The organism is Enterobacter sp. RHBSTW-00175, from assembly GCF_013927005.1.
Lineage (GTDB): Bacteria > Pseudomonadota > Gammaproteobacteria > Enterobacterales > Enterobacteriaceae > Enterobacter.
In genome coordinates this window covers 216,780-235,193 of record NZ_CP055930.1, presented here as the reverse complement: position 1 = coordinate 235,193, position 18,414 = coordinate 216,780, and the positions used below count along the sequence as shown (strand labels likewise).

The window sequence follows — 18,414 nt, the reverse complement described above, 5'->3', positions numbered from 1 at the left end:
ATTATTTCACCTGCTGACCAGGTTTCGCGCCTTCATCAGGGCTTAACAGGAAGATATCTTTCCCGCCAGGACCTGCGGCCATCACCATGCCTTCAGAAATACCAAAGCGCATTTTACGCGGTGCCAGGTTAGCAACCATGACGGTCTGACGACCAATCAGTACCTGCGGATCAGGATACGCAGAACGGATACCAGAGAAGACGTTACGCTTCTCGCCGCCCAGATCCAGCGTCAGACGCAGCAGTTTATCGGAGCCATCCACAAATTCCGCGTTTTCAATCAGCGCTACGCGCAGGTCAACTTTCGCGAAATCATCAAAGGTGATGGTTTCCTGAATCGGATCGTCAGCCAGCGGGCCGGTGACCGGTGCAGCAGCGGCTTTCACTTCTTCTTTAGAGGCTTCAACCAGCGCTTCAACCTGTTTCATCTCGATGCGGTTATACAGCGCCTTGAAGGTGTTCACTTTGTGGCTGAGCAGCGGCTGAGCGATCGCATCCCAGGTCAGTTCAGTGTTCAGGAACGCTTCTGCACGGGCAGCAAGCTGTGGCAGAACCGGCTTCAGATACGTCATCAGAACGCGGAACAGGTTGATCCCCATAGAGCAGATGGCCTGCAAATCGGCATCACGGCCTTCCTGCTTCGCCACGACCCACGGAGCCTGCTCATCCACATAGCGGTTAGCCAGATCTGCCAGCGCCATAATTTCACGCACGGCTTTACCGAACTCACGTGCTTCCCACGCGTCGCCAATGGTGGCAGCTGCGTCGGTGAAGGTTTTGTACAGGGCCGGGTCGGCCAGTTCAGCTGCCATCACGCCGTCGAAACGCTTGGCAATAAAACCTGCGTTACGGGAAGCCAGGTTGACCACTTTGTTCACGATGTCTGCGTTCACGCGCTGCACGAAATCTTCCAGGTTCAGGTCGATATCGTCGATGCGTGAAGAGAGTTTCGCGGTGTAGTAATAACGCAGGCTGTCCGCGTCGAAGTGGTTCAGCCAGGTGCTGGCTTTAATGAAGGTGCCGCGAGATTTGGACATCTTCGCGCCGTTGACCGTCACATAGCCGTGTACGAACAGGTTGGTCGGCTTGCGGAAGTTGCTGCCTTCCAGCATTGCCGGCCAGAACAGGCTGTGGAAGTAAACGATGTCTTTGCCGATGAAGTGATACAGCTCGGCATCGGAGTCTTTCTTCCAGTATTCGTCAAAGCTGACGGTGTCGCCGCGCTTGTCGCACAGGTTCTTGAAGGAGCCCATGTAGCCGATTGGCGCGTCAAGCCAGACGTAGAAATATTTGCCCGGTGCGTTCGGGATTTCGAAGCCGAAGTATGGTGCATCGCGGGAGATATCCCACTGCTGCAAACCAGACTCGAACCACTCCTGCATTTTGTTCGCCACCTGCTCTTGCAGCGCGCCACTGCGGGTCCACGCCTGCAGCATTTCGCTAAACGACGGCAGGTCGAAGAAGAAGTGTTCGGAATCACGCATCACCGGCGTTGCGCCAGATACTACCGATTTTGGTTCGATAAGCTCGGTTGGGCTGTAGGTTGCGCCGCACACTTCGCAGTTATCGCCATACTGGTCGGGTGATTTACATTTCGGGCAGGTGCCTTTCACGAAACGATCCGGCAGGAACATACCTTTTTCTGGATCGTACAGCTGAGAGATAGTGCGGTTTTTAATAAAACCGTTCTCTTTCAGACGCGAGTAAATAAGCTCCGACAGCTCACGGTTTTCGTCGCTGTGCGTGGAGTGGTAGTTGTCGTAGCTGATGTCAAAGCCAGCAAAATCAGTCTGATGTTCCTGACTCATTTCGGCAATCATCTGCTCAGGAGAAACACCCAACTGCTGTGCTTTCAACATAATTGGCGTGCCGTGGGCATCGTCCGCGCAGATGAAGTTGACCTGATGGCCGCGCATTCGCTGGTAACGGACCCAGACATCAGCCTGGATATGCTCCAGCATGTGGCCGAGGTGGATTGAGCCGTTGGCGTACGGCAGTGCGCACGTTACCAGAATTTTTTTCGCGACTTGAGTCATAGTAGTCATTACTTCTTTTAACTGTGAAAAGGGTTTTTGATATTACCAAATGGGGCATTATTAAGTAAGCACAAACCGCGGCCTTTCAGGTAAACTTGTTCAACTAAGGTCTTATTCACAAGAACAAAGGAGTCGGGATGAGTTCGCAATCCCAGGCCAAATCACCGGAAGTCCTACGCGCAATGGTTGCCGGGATCCTGGCTAATTTTCAGCATCCAACCCTGAAGCACAATCTCACTACGCTGAAAGCGCTGCATCATGTCGCCTGGCTGGATGAAACGCTGCACATTGAACTGCAAATGCCGTTCGTGTTCACCAGCGCCTTTGATGCGTTAAAAGAGGAGTGCAGCTCTGATCTGCTGCGCATCACCGGGGCGAAAGCCATTGACTGGAAGCTGACCCACAACATCGCCACGCTTAAGCGGGTGAAAAACCATCCGGGTGTGAACGGCGTGAAGAATATCATCGCGGTCAGCTCCGGTAAGGGTGGGGTGGGTAAATCCTCCACGGCGGTAAACCTGGCGCTGGCGCTGGCTGCCGAAGGGGCAAAAGTGGGTATTCTGGATGCTGATATCTACGGCCCGTCGATTCCCAACATGCTGGGCGCAGAAAACCAACGTCCAACTTCGCCAGATGGTACGCACATGGCGCCTATCATGGCGCATGGCCTGGCAACCAACTCGATTGGCTATCTGGTAACAGACGATAACGCGATGGTCTGGCGTGGCCCGATGGCCAGTAAAGCGCTGATGCAGATGTTGCAGGAAACGATGTGGCCCGATCTGGATTACCTGGTTCTGGATATGCCGCCGGGTACGGGTGACATTCAGCTCACTCTGGCGCAGAACATTCCGGTTACTGGTGCCGTTGTGGTGACCACGCCGCAGGATATCGCGCTGATTGATGCCAAAAAAGGGATCGTCATGTTCGAGAAAGTGGACGTACCGGTGCTCGGTATTGTCGAGAACATGAGTATGCATATTTGCAGCAACTGCGGACATCATGAGCCAATCTTTGGCACCGGTGGCGCAGAGAAACTGGCTGAGCAGTATCACACCCAGTTACTCGGCCAGATGCCGCTGCACATTACGCTGCGTGAAGATCTGGACAGCGGTAAACCGACGGTTGTGAGCCGCCCTGAAAGTGAGTTCGCTGATATGTATCGCCAGCTTGCGGGCCGCGTTGCCGCGCAGCTCTACTGGCAGGGTGAAGTCATTCCGGGTGAAATCGCGTTCCGCGCGGTGTAATTTCTTTGCTTTAGTGCCAGGTGGCGCTTCGCTTACCCGGCTCATCACGTAGGTCGGGTAAGGCGAAGCCGCCACCCGACTTTTAACGCAACCGGTAATGCATCAAATAATACTCTCCGTCCGGAGAATCTCCCGATGCCTCGATATGCCAGCCGTGGCGCTGGTAAAAGACGACGGCCCGTTTATTTTTCACCAGACACTTTAATGCCCCGGTACTGGTAAACGTCTTTTGCGCCTGTTCCAGTAGCAATCGTCCCACGCCCAGACTCTGGTACTGCGGGTCGACAAACAGGTTGTGCAGAAAGTTATCGGTAATCCAGATGGATGCAAAACCCAGGCGATGGCCGTCTTGCACAGCGACCCAAATCTCTTCGTCGCGGGTTGCTGCGTCAAAGTCTTCAGGTTGCCATTGCGAACTGTTTAACCACGGCCAGGCATCACGGCGCGCGTGTAGGTAGAGCGTGCGCAGGAAAGGATGGTCGCTTTCCTGCCACGGGCGGATCGTTATTGAATCAGCGGTGATAGAAAATATCTCCATTGTACGCTTTATAGATTTTGCCATCGGCATCACCGATCAGAACGTAATTCTCGCCCATATAGGTCCAGTGCGTGCCCGCATCCGGTGCTGGAAGGTTACGCAGTTGATACTGTTTGATGGTGTATTCCGGTGTCTGGTACAGCGCAGGCGCCGTGTCACCGATCTTGAATTTCGTGAAATCGGCAATGAACTCTTGTTCTGCGTATGCCTGGATGCCCGCAGGGGCTGCCGCCGCCTCTGGCGCGGAAAACGCGATACCTGCAACTGACATCAACGCGCCCAGAAGCAGTAATTTACCTTTCGACATTGTTTCTCCGATGTTTCATTTAGCGATAATCTGGCCTGTGGTTCCGTGACCAGCCAGAAACAGTGTATCTTATGACTGGCAGTGTGGCTCGTTTGGGAAAAAATGTAACAAATGGTTGTGTCTTGTCTTTATCAGAAAGAGCGATGTGATAGCGCTGGCTATCGGACGAGCGAACACTCCACTCTCGCTGTAATAGTCTGTTTATTCTCCTTAGCGTTGCTTCTGTTAATTTCTATTATTGTTGGGCGCAATTCTTGTATTAGCACACCCTCTAACTTAGGATGCAGACTTTATCACTCGCTGATATTTAATATTTATTTCCTAAATATTTCAGGCGATTAACCCATGCCTATCATCAATATAAAAAATGAAATTAATAAGAATTCCCTTGCTTATATCGGCCATTTTTATCGCGGGCTGCCAGATGGCACCTGGGCAGTATTTAAATACATTCGGAAAAAATAAGCCCCCGGTTATTGACGAAGAATTTGATCTGAATAAAAGAGTCGATATTTATCCTCTTACGCCTTCAGTTATTGAAAACCTGCGCACTGCGCCACTGAAATCCCAGACTAATCCTGGACTGGACGAACAACTAAAGCGGTGGGAATACCGTATCGGTCCGGGGGATGTACTGATGATTACAGTCTGGGATCACCCTGAGTTGACCACACCTGCCGGGCAATACCGTAGTGCCAGCGATACCGGAAATTGGGTTGGGGCAGACGGGACGCTGTTTTATCCGTATGTGGGGAAAATATCAGTAGCAGGCAAAACGATAGCGGAGGTGCGCGACAGTATTACTGCGCGCCTGGAGCAGGTGATTGAAAGCCCGCAGGTGGATGTCAGCATTGCCGCTTTCCGCTCGCAAAAAGCCTATGTCACCGGCGAAGTGGTGAAATCAGGGCAGCAGCCGATCACCAACATCCCACTGACCGTGATGGACGCGGTGAACGCAGCTGGCGGCTTGTCTGCAGATGCTGACTGGCGTCACGTGGTGTTAACCCATGAGGGTAAAGATGCACCCATTTCGCTCTATGCGCTTATGCAGCATGGCGATTTAACACAGAATCATCTGTTATTGCCGGGCGATATTCTGTTTATTCCGCGTAATGATGCCCTGAAGGTCTTTGTCATGGGGGAGGTGGTTAAACAGAGCACCCTCAAAATGGATCGCAGTGGCATGACCCTTGCCGAGGCGTTGGGAAATGCCGGTGGGCTAAATATGAATATGGCGGATGCCAGTGGGATCTTTGTTATTCGTTCCGTGTTGCGTAGCAGCGACAAAGAGAAAATAGCCAGGGTGTACCAGCTGAACGCGCGGGATGCTTCAGCCATGGTTCTGAGTGCTGAATTTCAGCTGGAGCCCTACGATATTGTCTATGTCACCACTGCTCCACTTTCGCGCTGGAATCGCATCGTCAGCCAGCTGGTACCAACGATTAGCGGTATTCACGACCTGACCGAAACGGTCCGCTATATCAAGTCGTGGCCACAATGATTATCCAGTCAATATTGGTTGTGTGCACTGGCAATATCTGCCGCTCCCCGACAGGGGAGCGTCTGCTGCAAAAATACCTTCCCCTTATCCGCATTGAATCCGCAGGAATTAATGGTCTTGAAGGACAGCCTGCCGACTGCTGCGCAGCAGATACGATCCTTCAGTACGGTGTTTCGCTGCAGGGACATGTGGCGCGTAAATTGACGCACGCGATGATGCGCCAGTCTGACTTGATCCTGGTGATGGAGAGCCGGCAATTAAATTATATCTCAGCGATTGCCCCCGAGATGCGAGGCAAAAGCCTGCTGTTTGGACGGTGGCTTGATAACAAAGAAATACCCGATCCGTACTGTAAAAGTCCGGATGCATTTGAATACGTTTTTGACCTGCTGGTCAGGGCAAGTCAGGAGTGGGCCAGACGGCTCAACAGGTAAAGGATTAACCTATGTTATCGAAAAATGAGTATGCCTACGGCGAATCTACTGAGATTCAGCAGCTGGATATGGGGCGTCTTTTCGCCGAACTGTTTGACCATCGGCTGCGCATTATTTTCGTCACCCTTTGCTTTGCATTTTTTGGGGGGATGTACACGCTGTTTGCAACGCCGCAGTACAGTGCTGATGCCCTGATCCAGATTGAGGACAAACAACAAAACAGCCTGCTGAAGTCCCTTAACCAGCTGACGCCGGGTTATACGCCAGACTCAATGGCGGAAATACAGCTGCTCAAATCGCGCATGATCCTCGGAAAAACCATCGATGATCTCGGTTTACGTTATCAGGTCATTCAGTCACGACTCCCGATTCTGGGGGCCGGTTGGGCCAGGCTTACCGGTGAAAAACCGGGCGCGCTGAGCCTGGCATTCCTGCAATTCCCGGCTCAGCAAGCCGGTGACAAAAACCTGACTGTCATTGCCGAAGGTCAAAACCGTTTTCGGGTGGAAGCTGCGGGGATCCGCGCTCAGGGAAAAACAGGACAACTGCTGAAAATGGCAGGCGTATCGCTGCTGGTCAGCGAACTAGACGCCCCGGTGGGCACGCGTTTTCAGGTAAAACAGCGTTCTTTGCCGCAAACCATCAATGATTTGACCACGCGTTTTAACGTAAAAGAGATGGGAAAAGACAGCGGCATTCTGAGCCTGAGCCTGACGGGCGCTAGCCCGGAGCTTATCACCCGGACACTGAAAAGCATTGCCGATAACTATCTTCAGCAGAACATCGCCCGCCAGGCTGCCCAGGATTCGCAAAGTCTGGATTTCCTGCAGCGGCAGCTGCCCAGCGTGCGGGCCGATCTGGAACAGGCAGAAAAACGCCTGAATACTTATCGCCAGCAACGTGACTCGGTTGACCTGAGTCTTGAGGCGAAATCTGTGCTCGAGCAAATAGTGAATGTGGATAATCAGCTCAATGAACTGACATTTCGCGAGGCGGAAATCTCGCAGCACTTCAAGAAAGATCACCCAAGCTACCGCGCCCTGCGCGAGAAACGGCACACGCTGGAGAATGAACGCGCAAGGCTGAGCCAGCGTGTCTCGGGAATGCCCTCAATGCAGCAAGAGATATTGCGTCTTAGCCGTGATGTCGATTCAGGCCGGGCTATCTATCAGCAACTGTTGACCCGCCAGCAGGAGCTGAATATCTCCCGCTCAAGTACGATAGGTAATGTGCGCATTATCGATGAGCCGCTTATGTCTCCTGAACCTGTTCAGCCGCGTAAGTTATTGATTGTTCTTCTCTCAACGCTGATAGGACTGATTCTGTCTGCCGGTTCGGTCATGGTGAAAGCCGCCTTTAAGAAAGGGATAGATACCCCGGAACTGCTGGAAGCCCACGGTATGAACGTCTATGCCACGCTGCCCCGTTCATCCTGGTTGAGAGATAAAACCCGGATCCCGAAAGTGCATTTCTTTGGCGCTGCCGAGAAACACAAAACCACTAACGTACCCTTTTTACCCATCGACAGACCGCTGGATATTTTCGTCGAGGCAGTGCGTGGGCTGCGAACCAGCCTGCACTTTGCGATGATGGAGGCTGAAAACAACATTCTGATGTTCAGTGGGCCGACGCAAAACTGCGGCAAGACGCTGGTCAGTACCACCCTGGCGGCACTGGTGGCTCAGGTTGGGGAGAGGGTATTACTGGTGGATGCCGACATGCGTAAGGGCTACGTTCACAACATTTTTCCGCTGAGAAATGATTCGGGGTTATCCGACGTTCTTTCCGGGAAAGTGTCATTCCAGCAGGCAATCCAGACTTATGAAACCGCGAATTTTGATGTAGTGACTTGCGGGCAGATCCCGCCAAATCCCGCGGAATTGCTGATGCACGATCGCTTCCGCAAATTTATACAGTGGGCCAGTGAACGCTATGACATGGTGATTATTGATACGCCGCCTATCCTGGCAGTGACGGATGCCGCACTGGTTGGAAGCCTTGCTGCATCGACACTGTTGGTGGCGCGTTATAACGTCACCAGTGTGAAAGAGATGCTTGCCTGTACGCGGCGACTGCAAAAAATGAACGTGAATATTAAGGGCGTTATCGTCAATGACGTGGTGAGATCGGCAGTGAGTTATTACAGTGCAGGCTACAATCTGCAAGGCGATGATTATGAGAAGGTCGCTTACGCGAAAGGGAAGAAGAAACGCAGGGCGGGAAACTGATAAAGGGTTGGCAAGAACAAACGGGTGCGGGCGAATGCTCGCACCCGTTAGGGATATTACTTCGCCAGAACTTCCTGCGCAGTACGCTCAACCAGAGACAGCAGGACTTTGATGTCCTCCAGCGTCACGGTTGGGTTCAGCAGCGTCAGCTTCAGGCAGGTGATACCGTTATGCTCGGTGACACCGACGTTGGCACGGCCGGATTCCAGCAGTGCATCGCCGATTTTCTGGTTCAACAGCGCAATGCCCGCATCATCCATCTGCATTTGCGGACGGAAGCGGAACAGCACGCTTGCCAGCTGAGGTTGCATCACCAGTTCAAGAGCTGACTGCTCTTTCACATACGCAGCAACCTGCTGTGCCAGGGTCACACCGTGATCGATGATAGCAGCGTACTGCTCCTGACCCAGTGCTTCCAGGCTCATCCACAATTTAAGCGCATCGAAACGACGCGTGGTTTGCAGAGACTTGGATACCAGGTTAGGCACGCCAGCTTCTTCGTCGAACTCAGAGTTCAGGTACGCAGCCTGATAGCGCATCAGCTCATAGTGACGCGCTTCTTTCAGCAGGAACGCGCCGCAGCTGATGGTCTGGAAGAACTGTTTGTGGAAGTCCAGGGTAATGGAATCCACCAGCTCGATACCGTCCAGATAGTGGCGATACTGCTCAGACATCAGCAATGCGCCGCCCCAGGCCGCATCAACGTGTACCCAGATATTCTGCTTCGCCGCCAGATCAGCAATCGCACGCAGCGGATCGATAGCACCGGCATCGGTAGTACCTGCTGTCGCGACAATCGCCAGGATCTGTTCGCCGTTGGCATTACACTGCTCAATTTTCGCCGCCAGATCGGTCAGATCCATGCGGGAGAATTCGTCAGTTTTCACCTGTACCACGGACTGGTAACCCAGGCCCATCAACGCCATGTTTTTCTGCACGGAGAAGTGCGCGTTTTCGGAGCACAGCACACGAATTTTACGCAGATCGCCAACCAGACCGTCCTGCTGGACAGAGTGGCCCAGACGCGCAAAGAACGCATCACGTGCCAGCATCAGCCCCATCAGGTTGCTCTGGGTGCCGCCGCTGGTGAAGACACCTGCGTCGCCAGCCTGATAACCCACGCGGGTACGCAGCCATTCAATCAGTTTGATTTCGATAATGGTTGCGGACGGGCTTTGATCCCAGGAGTCCATACTCTGGTTAGTTGCGTTAATCAGCACTTCCGCGGCCTGGCTTACCACCAGGCTTGGGCAATGCAGGTGCGCAACACACTGCGGGTGATGAACGGACAAACTGTCTTTCAGGAAGAACTCAACGGCGCGTTCAATCGCCGCGTCGTTGCCCAGCCCCTTCGGGTTGAAATCCAGCTTAATACGGTCGCGCAGTTCTGCGACCGTTTTGCCCTGGTACATCTCAGGCTGTTTCAGCCACTGCATCACAGCCTGAGTGCTTTGTTCAATCGCCTGCTGGTAAGCTTCAATGCTCTGTGCAGAGGAGAACAAAATTGGGTTTGAATCAGACATCGTAATCAATAACTCCGGTTACGCCGGGCGAACGCCCGCAGCAAGCAGTGCCTGCTCGAATTTATCCAGGAAGATCTTCAGCTCTTCATCGCTGATCAGCAGAGAAGGCAGCAGACGCAGCACAATGCCGTTACGACCGCCACGTTCCAGAATCAGACCAGCTTCGAAGCACTTCTTCTGAATCAGCGCAGACAGCTCGCCATCGCCCGGGTAGCAACCCATGTGGTCAGCCGCTTCGTGTGGCTTAACGATCTCGATACCGATCATCATGCCCAGACCACGAATATGACCGATTACCGGATAACGTTTTTGCAGCTCAGCCAGCTGTGCTTTCAGCCATTCGCCTTGTGCAGCCACTTTGCCTGCGATGTTCTGGTCTTTGAGGATTTTCAGCGTCGTCAGACCGGTTGCCATCGCCAGCTGGTTGCCGCGGAAAGTACCGGTGTGGTGACCTGGTGCCCATGCATCGAACTGCTTTTTGATACCGAGCACGGCCAGTGGCAGACCGCCACCAACAGCTTTGGACATCACGATGATATCTGGCTCGATACCTGCGTGTTCGAAGGCGAAGAATTTACCTGTACGGGCAAAGCCTGCCTGAACTTCGTCGAGGATCAGCAGAATGCCGTGTTCCTGAGTCACTTTACGGATGCGCTGCAACCACTCAGCCGGAGCCGGGTTCACGCCGCCTTCGCCCTGAACCGCTTCCAGAATAACGGCAGCAGGTTTGCGCACGCCGCTTTCTACGTCGTTGATCAGGTTATCGAAGTAGTAGGTCAGCGCTTTCACGCCCGCTTCACCGCCGATACCCAGTGGGCAACGGTACTGATGTGGGTAAGGCATGAACTGAACTTCTGGCATCATGCCGTCAACCGCTTCTTTCGGAGACAGGTTGCCGGTCACGGACAGTGCGCCGTGAGTCATACCGTGGTAGCCACCAGAGAAGCTGATGATACCGCTACGGCCGGTAACTTTTTTCGCCAGTTTCAGTGCTGCTTCAACAGCATCAGCACCAGATGGGCCGGTGAATTGCAGGCAATACTCTTTGCCCTGACCAGGCAGCAGAGACAGCAGATATTCGGAGAACGCGTCTTTCAACGGCGTAGTCAGATCCAATGTATGTAACGGCAAGCCGCTGGTAATGACATTTTGGATGCTTTTCAGCACATCAGGGTGGTTATGGCCAAGCGCAAGGGTGCCTGCGCCTGCTAAACAGTCAAGGTATTCTTTATTATCTGCATCGGTGATCCACACGCCGTCTGCTTTAGTGATAGCTAAAGGCAGCTTGCGCGGATAACTCCTGACGTTAGATTCAAACTCGGCCTGACGGGCCAGATAGGTTTCGTTGCTTTTATGGGCATCTACGGTGTCAATACGGACTTTATCCGTCATCATATCACTCCTACAACCGCCGCTTCGTTATGAGCCACGATTGAATAAAAAGTTAAAAAACAGATGGGGCCTGAAAAAAACGCCGCCAATATAGAGCCTTTTGCCACGGGGCTCAATGGTTAATTTGTTTACTGTTTTGTTACATGGCGCTCAGGGGGAGGAATATCCTCGTTTTGAGAATGAAAGTAGTGAGTTCCGGGTAATAAAAACAGCACGTTACGCTGACTTCGCTGTGACCGTAAAAGTCGGGGGGAGAGTGTTACAAATCGTGCCTTTTTTTGCTGGAAAAGGAGGCTTATTGCCTCCTCCGCTTCGTTATTTCTGTGTCACCTGTAAAAGTCCGTGCTCGCGTCCTTTGGTTTTATTCCACGAAGCATCCGTAATACCGTTCTCATCAAGGCTAATGGATATAACAAATCCGTTACCATGTATTTCATAAAAATTTGCATTTAAGCGTTTAACGGTCGCTTTTTTGCCATTAACCGTTGCGCTAAAAAAGCCGTTCGAAATAGTGGCATTAAGTCCGTTCGATGAGAACGAGGCTTCACGCATGGGATCGTGGATCTTGGCTTCTTGCGCATGTTGTACCGCTGCTGCGGCATTCTCCATTGCTTGCTTTTCAGCCGCTGCGTTTACCGCTGCCGTACGGTTTTGCTCGGCAAGGTAGCAGGTATCGCGGCTGATGCCCTGCGCTTCGCATTTCGCCATCCGATCCGCCTGGGCTGTACAACCTGCCAGCGTTGAAAGGGCCACGGCTATCATCACTAATTTTTTCATTATATGACCTTGATTATTGAAAACGACACAGAGTCAATTCGTTTATTTACCTGACAACTATAAGCACTGGTTTATTTGCGTAAAATAAATCATGCCAATAAAAATGCCCGTCGCGACCAGGCACAAAGAAACTATTGCGCTATATATAATTAATTTCATCGAACAGTATCAATATGGCGATTAAGGAATATCGTAAATGTTATGAATTTTCGTAGAGCTTATTTTAGTATGCGTTTCTTTAGTAGCGACACTGGTTACGGAGGACAACTATCCAATATCAGGACTGACATCATTTTGATGTAGATCACATTTGATACTATTAGATAAGCCCATGACTATATGAATATTATTGTTGTAATTTATTGTTTTTAATGGATATTTATGAGTGGTGTACAAGCGGGGTAAATCCGGCTGAGCGTTTAATTACTCATAAATCAATAACATTAAATGTATGCATTTAAAAATAGTTGCGGCAAAAAATAATGGATAAAAATTTGATTGTTTAGCGTGGGTATCGCTGGGGATGTTGAAAGGGGCAGGGCTTGCTATTGCGTGCAGCTTACCTTAGTCTGCCTCTGTTACATTATTTTGTGTAATTTGACTCGGGGTGCCCTTCTTCGATGAAGGCTGAGAAATACCCGTATTACCTGATCTGGATAATGCCAGCGTAGGGAAGTCAGATGCCTTCCCGGTCATCGCTTCTTCACGCAAGGCAGGAGCGACACCATGCAGCCTGACCTGCTCGACTTACACGTTTTACATCAGTTCCGAACCCGTTCCCCGCTCACGCACTGCATGACTAACGATGTCGTGCAAACTTTTACCGCTAACGTGCTGCTGGCGCTTGGTGCTTCTCCGGCGATGGTCATTGAAGCGGAAGAAGCTGAACAGTTCGCTACTTTTGCAGATGCATTGCTGATTAATGTCGGCACGCTTACCGCCCCCCGCGCGCAGTCGATGCGCCGGGCGATAGAGAGCGCCGTTGCCGCAGGTAAACCCTGGACGCTCGACCCGGTTGCGGTCGGCGCGCTGACGTTCCGCACCCGTTTTTGCCATCAAATCCTCACGCTTAAACCTGCCGCTATTCGCGGTAATGCCTCGGAAATTCTGGCGCTTGCCGGAATGAGCGCCGGGGGCCGTGGCGTAGATACCACCGACACGGCCTCAAGCGCACTGCCCGCGGCGCAGGCGCTGGCACGACAGACTAATGCCATCGTCGTGGTCACCGGGGAAGTCGATTATGTGACTGACGGGCTACGAACCCATACGGTGACAGGGGGTGATCCCCTAATGACGCGCGTTGTGGGAACCGGATGTGCGCTTTCGGCTGTGGTGGCCGCCAGTTGTTCATTGCCTGGAGACCGGCTGGATAACGTGGCGGCAGCCTGTGGCTTTATGAAGCGCGCAGGAACGGTCGCCATCAGGCATTCTCGCGGCCCGGGTAGCTTTGCCAGTGTGTTTCTCGATGCGCTCTACACCCTGGAGGAACAGGTATGAAGCGAATTAATGCACTGACCATTGCCGGCACCGATCCAAGCGGCGGCGCGGGTATTCAGGCCGATCTGAAAACCTTCTCAGCGCTGGGAGCCTATGGCTGTTCGGTGATCACTGCTCTGGTGGCGCAAAATACACGCGGCGTACAATCGGTTTATCGTATTGAACCCGATTTTGTCGCGGCACAGCTGGACTCGGTGTTCAGCGATGTGCGCATCGATACCACAAAAATCGGGATGCTGGCGGAAACAGATATTGTTGAAGCGGTGGCTGAACGGCTTAAACGCTACCAGATACAAAACGTGGTGCTCGATACCGTGATGCTGGCCAAAAGTGGCGATCCGCTGCTTTCTGTTTCTGCTGTCGAGACCCTGCGACAAAAACTGCTCCCGCAGGTAGCGCTGATCACGCCTAACCTGCCAGAAGCCGCAACGCTGCTGAATGCGCCGCACGCGCGGAATGAACGCGAGATGAAAGAGCAGGGCAGGGCGCTGCTGGCCATGGGCTGTGGCGCGGTGCTGATGAAAGGCGGCCATCTTGATGATGCCGAAAGCCCGGACTGGCTCTTTACCCGTGACGGAGAAATGCGGTTTACCGCGCCCAGGGTACAGACCAAAAACACGCACGGTACAGGCTGTACACTCTCGGCGGCGCTGGCGGCACTGCGCCCGCGACATAACTCCTGGGCCGATACGGTGCAGGAGGCCAAAACCTGGCTCTCTGCGGCACTGGCAAAAGCCGATACTCTGGAAGTGGGTCACGGTATTGGGCCGGTTCATCATTTTCATGCATGGTGGTAAGCCGTATACTGACAGGAAACACCACGCCTGAGAAAACACAGATGGAACAAGCGCATACCCGGTTAATCGAGCAGCTTAACGAACGGATCGCCGCGCCGGACAACACGCCGCTGTATCTTAAGTTTGCCGAAACGGTCAAAAACGCCGTGCGTAGTGGCGTGCTGGAACACGGGAATATTTTGCCGGGTGAGCGCGACCTGAGCCAGCTGACCGGGGTATCGCGCATCACTGTGCGTAAAGCGATGCAGGCGCTGGAAGAAGAGGGCGTGGTCACCCGCGCCCGGGGTTATGGCACGCAAATTAATAATATCTTTGAATATTCCCTCAAAGAGGCGCGTGGATTTTCTCAGCAGGTGGTGTTACGCGGGAAAAAGCCCAATACGCTGTGGGTCAACAAGCGGGTGGTGAAATGCCCGGAAGAGGTCGCCAGCCAATTATCACTCGCGCCGCAAAGCGATGTCTTCTTACTTAAACGTATTCGTTACGTGGATGACGACGCCGTTTCGATTGAGGAGTCCTGGGTTCCGGTGGGATTAATTCACGACCCGGATGCGATTGGCATCTCGCTGTATGATTATTTCCGCAGTCAGAATATCTTCCCGCAGCGCACCCGTTCCCGCGTTAGTGCCCGGATGCCAGACAGCGAATTTCAGGCGCATATCAAAATGGACGATAAAATACCGGTGCTGGTGATAAAGCAGGTTGCGCTTGACCAACAACACCGGCCCATTGAGTACAGCATCAGCTATTGTCGAAGCGATCTATACGTCTTTGTGTGCGAGGAGTAACGCGTCCCGCGTAGGGGCGCAATCGCCGCCCCGATGGCTGACCACCCATGCCGCGACCGCGTTGCCAAGCTGCACCGCGTCGGCCAGACTCCATCCCGCAGCCAGCCCGGCAAGCGTACCGCCTGCATGACTATCGCCCGCGCCGATGGTGTCCACCACCGTGGCAGGAAAGGCTGGAACATACCCGCTCTCTTCCCCGTTAAAATACCCGGCACCGTCTTTATCGTGACGCACGATCAGCGCTGAGGCGAACCGCTTTTGCCATTGCGCGCCAAATGACTCCGGATCCATGCCAAACCTTTCGGCGGCAATGTCCGCCTCCTGGCGATTCAGGGATACGATAGGCTGACGGGCCATAATGCGTGCCATCAGCGCGTCGGGAATATCGGCAATGCGCGGGCCAAAGTCGATAAACGCAGTCACGTTATGCAGGCCTTCCAGCCATGTCGTGAGCAGCTTGCCGCAGGGTGACGCCAGCTGGTAGCCGGATAAATACACCAGACTTGCGGGCGGTACGCTGAGCGCATCCAGCCAGGGTTGCTGCCACTGGTTTTCCACGCCGCTGAACGACATAAACGTGCGTTCACCGTCAGGCTCGACCAGCGCCAGACACCAGCCGTTGTCGCCTGTTTCGGCTTCCACCGCGCTGTGCAGATCCTGTTTTGCCATCGCGTTACGGATGATATCTGCCCATACGCCGTGGCCGACGGGCAGTGCGTTTTGCGCGGTAATGCCAAGTCGTTTCAGCGCAATGGCAATGTTCAGCGCACAGCCGCCAATGTTCACGCCCTGCTGTTTTAGCTCGATATCACACCCGCGCCACGGCAGGGCGTAGGCATCAGCAATGACGTCAATCACTGCCGCGCCCAGTACCGTTACCGGGCGTGTAGCCTGTAATGTCTCAAGGTGACGGGCAAAATCTGACGTCATACACCCTCCCTTTGCTCCCGGTAGTGCAGTAATTTTTCGCAGTAATGACCAAAGTCGAGCTGGTTAACGGCATCGAGTTCATCCTTAAGCGCCGGATCAATCGCCTGCACGCCATGCAGCGCGCCACAGATGGCCGTTGCCATCGCCCCGATGGTGTCAGTATCACCGCCCAGGTTGGCACATAAAATGGCGCAGCGGTTCGGATCGGTTCCAGCCAGTTCAACCATCGCAATGGCTGCCGGAACAGATTCAATGGTACTGGTGCCCGCCCCGACGAGTTGATAAACCTGCTCGCTGGCGGACTCGATCCCCTTTGCAGTACGCACGGTGTGCAGCGCCAGTTCGATACGTGCGGCCAGAGAAGCGCTGAATGTGGTGGGCTTCGCTTCCTGGGCGTAACGGGCGATGCCGGGCAGGGCATCAACAATGTTTTGCCAGCGCTCACCATCAATGGCACGCGAAATCGCCCAGGCAATCACCACCGCTCCGGCAATCGCGAGGTCAGATTTATGCGTGGGGCTGGACGCCAGCGCCACCTGTTCGACAAAGTGCTCAAGACGGGTAGCGGGCAGCAAACATCCCAGCGGGGATGCGCGCATGGCCGCGCCGTTGGTTACGCCGTTGTTCTCAAGCGCACTCACCGGTTTACCGTCGCGGATGGCATTCAGCGCGATTTTGGACGTTGGGCCAAGCACGTTTTTGTTAAACGCGTCGAACGACTCGGCCCAGTGCAGAATATGTCTGCCGATGACATCAGCATTGATCTGCCCGTCGCATTCGATAATCGCATCGGCCAGGCACAGTGCCATTGAGGTGTCATCGGTAAACTCTGCCCGGTCAAAATAGCAGGCCGCGTTGTTCTCGGCCGGCCCTGGTAAGAAGCGGTCTATCCAGCCGAAGTGGGCTTTTACACGGCTTCTTGGCCACAGCTCCGATGGCATCCCCATCGCATCCCCTAACGCCTGCCCGTAAAGAGCCCCGAGAACACGTTCGTGTTTCATTTCACTTCCCCTTGTGTCAGCGCGGCATCGCCATCAACCACCTCAATTGCGGTGATCTCTTTATCCGATTCGCGGAAAAACAGCATAAACATCACGGCGATCACGGCAATCATGATCCCACCAAATGCCCACATTCCGGCCCAGTTGAAGGTCAGCCCGTTCACTGGCTCTTTGTATGCGAACATTTTTTCCATCATCACACCGCCCAGGCGGTAACCCAGCAGGCTACCAAAGCCCTGACAGCACAGCGTGATCAAACCCTGCGCGGCAGTACGCATATGCGCGGGCGCTTTTTTATCAACGTAGATGTACGCGGTTACGTAATAGAAGTCATAGCTCACGCCGTGCAGCAGAATACCGAGGAACAACAGGGCGTAAGTGAAGTATTGCTCGGCGCCGCCGTACACAAAGAAACCATAGCGGACTGCGGCGGTGATAAGCCCCAGAAGTAATACCTTCTTAATACCAAAGCGTTTGGTGAAGAATGGCAGCGCCAGCATAAAGAAGATTTCAGAGAACTGGCCGAGCGTCATCCAGCCGGTGGCGTTTTTCATGCCCACTTCGGTGAGATACCCGTTGGCGAAGATGTAGTAAAACGCCAGCGGCATCGCGAACAGGAACGAGCAGAAGAAGAACACCAGAAAGTTCTTGTCGCGCAACAGGATCAGCGCATCAAGCCCCAGCATCACTTTGATGCCCAGCTTGCCGGTGCTCTTCGGTGGCGTATTCGGCAGAAACAGCGCAAACACGCCAAGCAGCGCGGAACTGGCGGCGGTCATCAGCAGCGGGATGTTGGTATCAGAGATGTCGCTATAGCCCATCATTTGTGGCAGAAAACCGCAGGCCAGGCCGGAGGCGATCCAGCCGATAGTGCCCATCACGCGGATGCGCGGGAAATCGGCCTCCACATCGTCCACGTTAGAGAAGGCGATACTGTTGGTCAGGGCGATGGTGGGCATATAGGTCAGGGAATACGCCAGCAGCAGCGGGAAAAAGGTGGCGAACTGGGTCTGCTGCGCGGCGAAGTACATCAGCACAGCCCCGGCAAACATCAGCACCGCCAGCACTTTCTGGGCGGCAAAGAAGCGGTCGGTTAACGAGCCGACAAGAATCGGCGAGAGGATCGCGGCGATCGCGGTACAGGCGTAAGACCAGCCAATTTCCCCGGCGCTAAAGCCGCTTTTGCTCAGCCAAAGCCACAGCGGCACAAACCACGCGCCCCAGATAAACCATTCAACAAACATCATGAATGACAGTTGGACTTTCGTTTTCATTGTTTAATCCTGCATGTCAGAGAGGGTACTCCTTTAACATACCATTCAATAATACCTTTTAAATACCTTTGTGGTGATTGTTTGATCAATGTAGCATTTTTGTTGTACACGAATCGAGCCAGCGGATTGTGCTGAAAAAATCCCT

The 18,414-nt window shown here is 53.5% G+C and carries 16 protein-coding genes and 1 riboswitch; of the genes, 7 read left to right on the top strand and 9 right to left on the bottom strand.

Annotated elements, in window-relative coordinates:
* Position 1: 1 nt before the first annotated feature.
* The gene (gene metG, locus HV107_RS01090; RefSeq protein ID WP_182061728.1) at positions 2 to 2,035 is read right to left on the bottom strand and encodes a methionine--tRNA ligase; all 2,034 of its coding nucleotides are present in this window, start codon (positions 2,033 to 2,035) and stop codon (positions 2 to 4) included.
* Positions 2,036 to 2,172: 137 nt separating this feature from the next.
* Between metG and apbC the strand changes: the two genes are divergently transcribed.
* Positions 2,173 to 3,282, top strand: coding sequence for an iron-sulfur cluster carrier protein ApbC (gene apbC, locus HV107_RS01085; protein ID WP_182061727.1), 1,110 nt, complete (start codon positions 2,173 to 2,175; stop codon positions 3,280 to 3,282).
* 82 nt (positions 3,283 to 3,364) lie between these two features.
* On the opposite strand, the gene HV107_RS01080 is transcribed toward apbC, so the two are convergent.
* Both HV107_RS01080 and HV107_RS01075 read right to left on the bottom strand, forming a co-directional pair.
* Positions 3,365 to 3,820 carry a GNAT family N-acetyltransferase gene (locus HV107_RS01080; RefSeq protein WP_409050244.1) on the bottom strand — a complete coding sequence of 152 codons (456 nt, stop codon included), beginning with the start codon at positions 3,818 to 3,820 and terminating at the stop codon, positions 3,365 to 3,367.
* Positions 3,795 to 4,127, bottom strand: a complete 333-nt coding sequence (locus HV107_RS01075; protein ID WP_182061725.1) for an RcnB family protein — start codon at positions 4,125 to 4,127, stop codon at positions 3,795 to 3,797. Before HV107_RS01075 ends, HV107_RS01080 begins: the two co-directional genes overlap by 26 nt.
* A 367-nt stretch (positions 4,128 to 4,494) precedes the next feature.
* Here HV107_RS01075 and HV107_RS01070 point away from each other — a divergent pair, with 367 nt between their 5' ends.
* From HV107_RS01070 to HV107_RS01060, 3 genes are read left to right on the top strand one after another with little or no spacing between them, the layout of a single operon-like run.
* Positions 4,495 to 5,628: a polysaccharide export protein gene (locus HV107_RS01070; RefSeq protein ID WP_182061724.1), complete on the top strand. Its 1,134-nt coding sequence runs from the start codon at positions 4,495 to 4,497 to the stop codon at positions 5,626 to 5,628.
* Positions 5,616 to 6,062 carry a protein tyrosine phosphatase gene (locus tag HV107_RS01065; RefSeq protein WP_409050243.1) on the top strand — a complete coding sequence of 149 codons (447 nt, stop codon included), beginning with the start codon at positions 5,616 to 5,618 and terminating at the stop codon, positions 6,060 to 6,062. Before HV107_RS01070 ends, HV107_RS01065 begins: the two co-directional genes overlap by 13 nt.
* An 11-nt stretch (positions 6,063 to 6,073) precedes the next feature.
* Positions 6,074 to 8,290 carry a polysaccharide biosynthesis tyrosine autokinase gene (locus HV107_RS01060; RefSeq protein ID WP_182061723.1) on the top strand — a complete coding sequence of 739 codons (2,217 nt, stop codon included), beginning with the start codon at positions 6,074 to 6,076 and terminating at the stop codon, positions 8,288 to 8,290.
* Between the two features lie 56 nt (positions 8,291 to 8,346).
* On the opposite strand, the gene HV107_RS01055 is transcribed toward HV107_RS01060, so the two are convergent.
* The 3 genes from HV107_RS01055 to HV107_RS01045 all read right to left on the bottom strand — a co-directional run bounded on the left by HV107_RS01055 (position 8,347) and on the right by HV107_RS01045 (position 11,982).
* Positions 8,347 to 9,813, bottom strand: a complete 1,467-nt coding sequence (locus tag HV107_RS01055; protein ID WP_182061722.1) for an aspartate aminotransferase family protein — start codon at positions 9,811 to 9,813, stop codon at positions 8,347 to 8,349.
* An 18-nt stretch (positions 9,814 to 9,831) separates the two neighbouring features.
* Positions 9,832 to 11,208, bottom strand: a complete 1,377-nt coding sequence (locus tag HV107_RS01050) for a diaminobutyrate--2-oxoglutarate transaminase (RefSeq protein WP_182061721.1) — start codon at positions 11,206 to 11,208, stop codon at positions 9,832 to 9,834.
* A gap of 312 nt (positions 11,209 to 11,520) precedes the next feature.
* Positions 11,521 to 11,982, bottom strand: coding sequence for a hypothetical protein (locus tag HV107_RS01045; protein ID WP_182061720.1), 462 nt, complete (start codon positions 11,980 to 11,982; stop codon positions 11,521 to 11,523).
* A gap of 593 nt (positions 11,983 to 12,575) precedes the next feature.
* Positions 12,576 to 12,673, top strand: a riboswitch (TPP riboswitch).
* A 35-nt stretch (positions 12,674 to 12,708) separates the two neighbouring features.
* Here HV107_RS01045 and thiM point away from each other — a divergent pair.
* The 3 genes from thiM to HV107_RS01030 are packed head-to-tail and all read left to right on the top strand — an operon-like array spanning position 12,709 to position 15,064.
* Positions 12,709 to 13,479 carry a hydroxyethylthiazole kinase gene (gene thiM, locus HV107_RS01040; RefSeq protein ID WP_182061719.1) on the top strand — a complete coding sequence of 257 codons (771 nt, stop codon included), beginning with the start codon at positions 12,709 to 12,711 and terminating at the stop codon, positions 13,477 to 13,479.
* Positions 13,476 to 14,276, top strand: coding sequence for a bifunctional hydroxymethylpyrimidine kinase/phosphomethylpyrimidine kinase (thiD, locus tag HV107_RS01035; protein WP_182061718.1), 801 nt, complete (start codon positions 13,476 to 13,478; stop codon positions 14,274 to 14,276). Before thiM ends, thiD begins: the two co-directional genes overlap by 4 nt.
* 41 nt (positions 14,277 to 14,317) lie before the next feature.
* On the top strand, positions 14,318 to 15,064 hold the full coding sequence (locus HV107_RS01030) for a GntR family transcriptional regulator (protein ID WP_182061717.1): 747 nt from the start codon (positions 14,318 to 14,320) through the stop codon (positions 15,062 to 15,064).
* On the opposite strand, the gene HV107_RS01025 is transcribed toward HV107_RS01030, so the two are convergent.
* Genes HV107_RS01025 through HV107_RS01015 form a run of 3 tightly spaced genes read right to left on the bottom strand, consistent with a single transcriptional unit; the run spans position 15,038 to position 18,269 of the window.
* A complete protein-coding gene (locus tag HV107_RS01025) occupies positions 15,038 to 15,994 on the bottom strand; it encodes a PfkB family carbohydrate kinase (RefSeq protein ID WP_182061716.1) in 957 nt (318 codons plus the stop codon). The genes HV107_RS01030 and HV107_RS01025 overlap by 27 nt on opposite strands.
* On the bottom strand, positions 15,991 to 16,995 hold the full coding sequence (locus tag HV107_RS01020) for an ADP-ribosylglycohydrolase family protein (protein ID WP_182061715.1): 1,005 nt from the start codon (positions 16,993 to 16,995) through the stop codon (positions 15,991 to 15,993). The genes HV107_RS01025 and HV107_RS01020 overlap by 4 nt, the downstream gene beginning before the upstream one ends.
* Positions 16,992 to 18,269 (bottom strand): nucleoside permease, encoded by a 1,278-nt coding sequence (locus tag HV107_RS01015; protein WP_182061714.1) that lies wholly within the window; start codon positions 18,267 to 18,269, stop codon positions 16,992 to 16,994. The genes HV107_RS01020 and HV107_RS01015 overlap by 4 nt, the downstream gene beginning before the upstream one ends.
* Between the last annotated feature and the right edge of the window lie 145 nt (positions 18,270 to 18,414).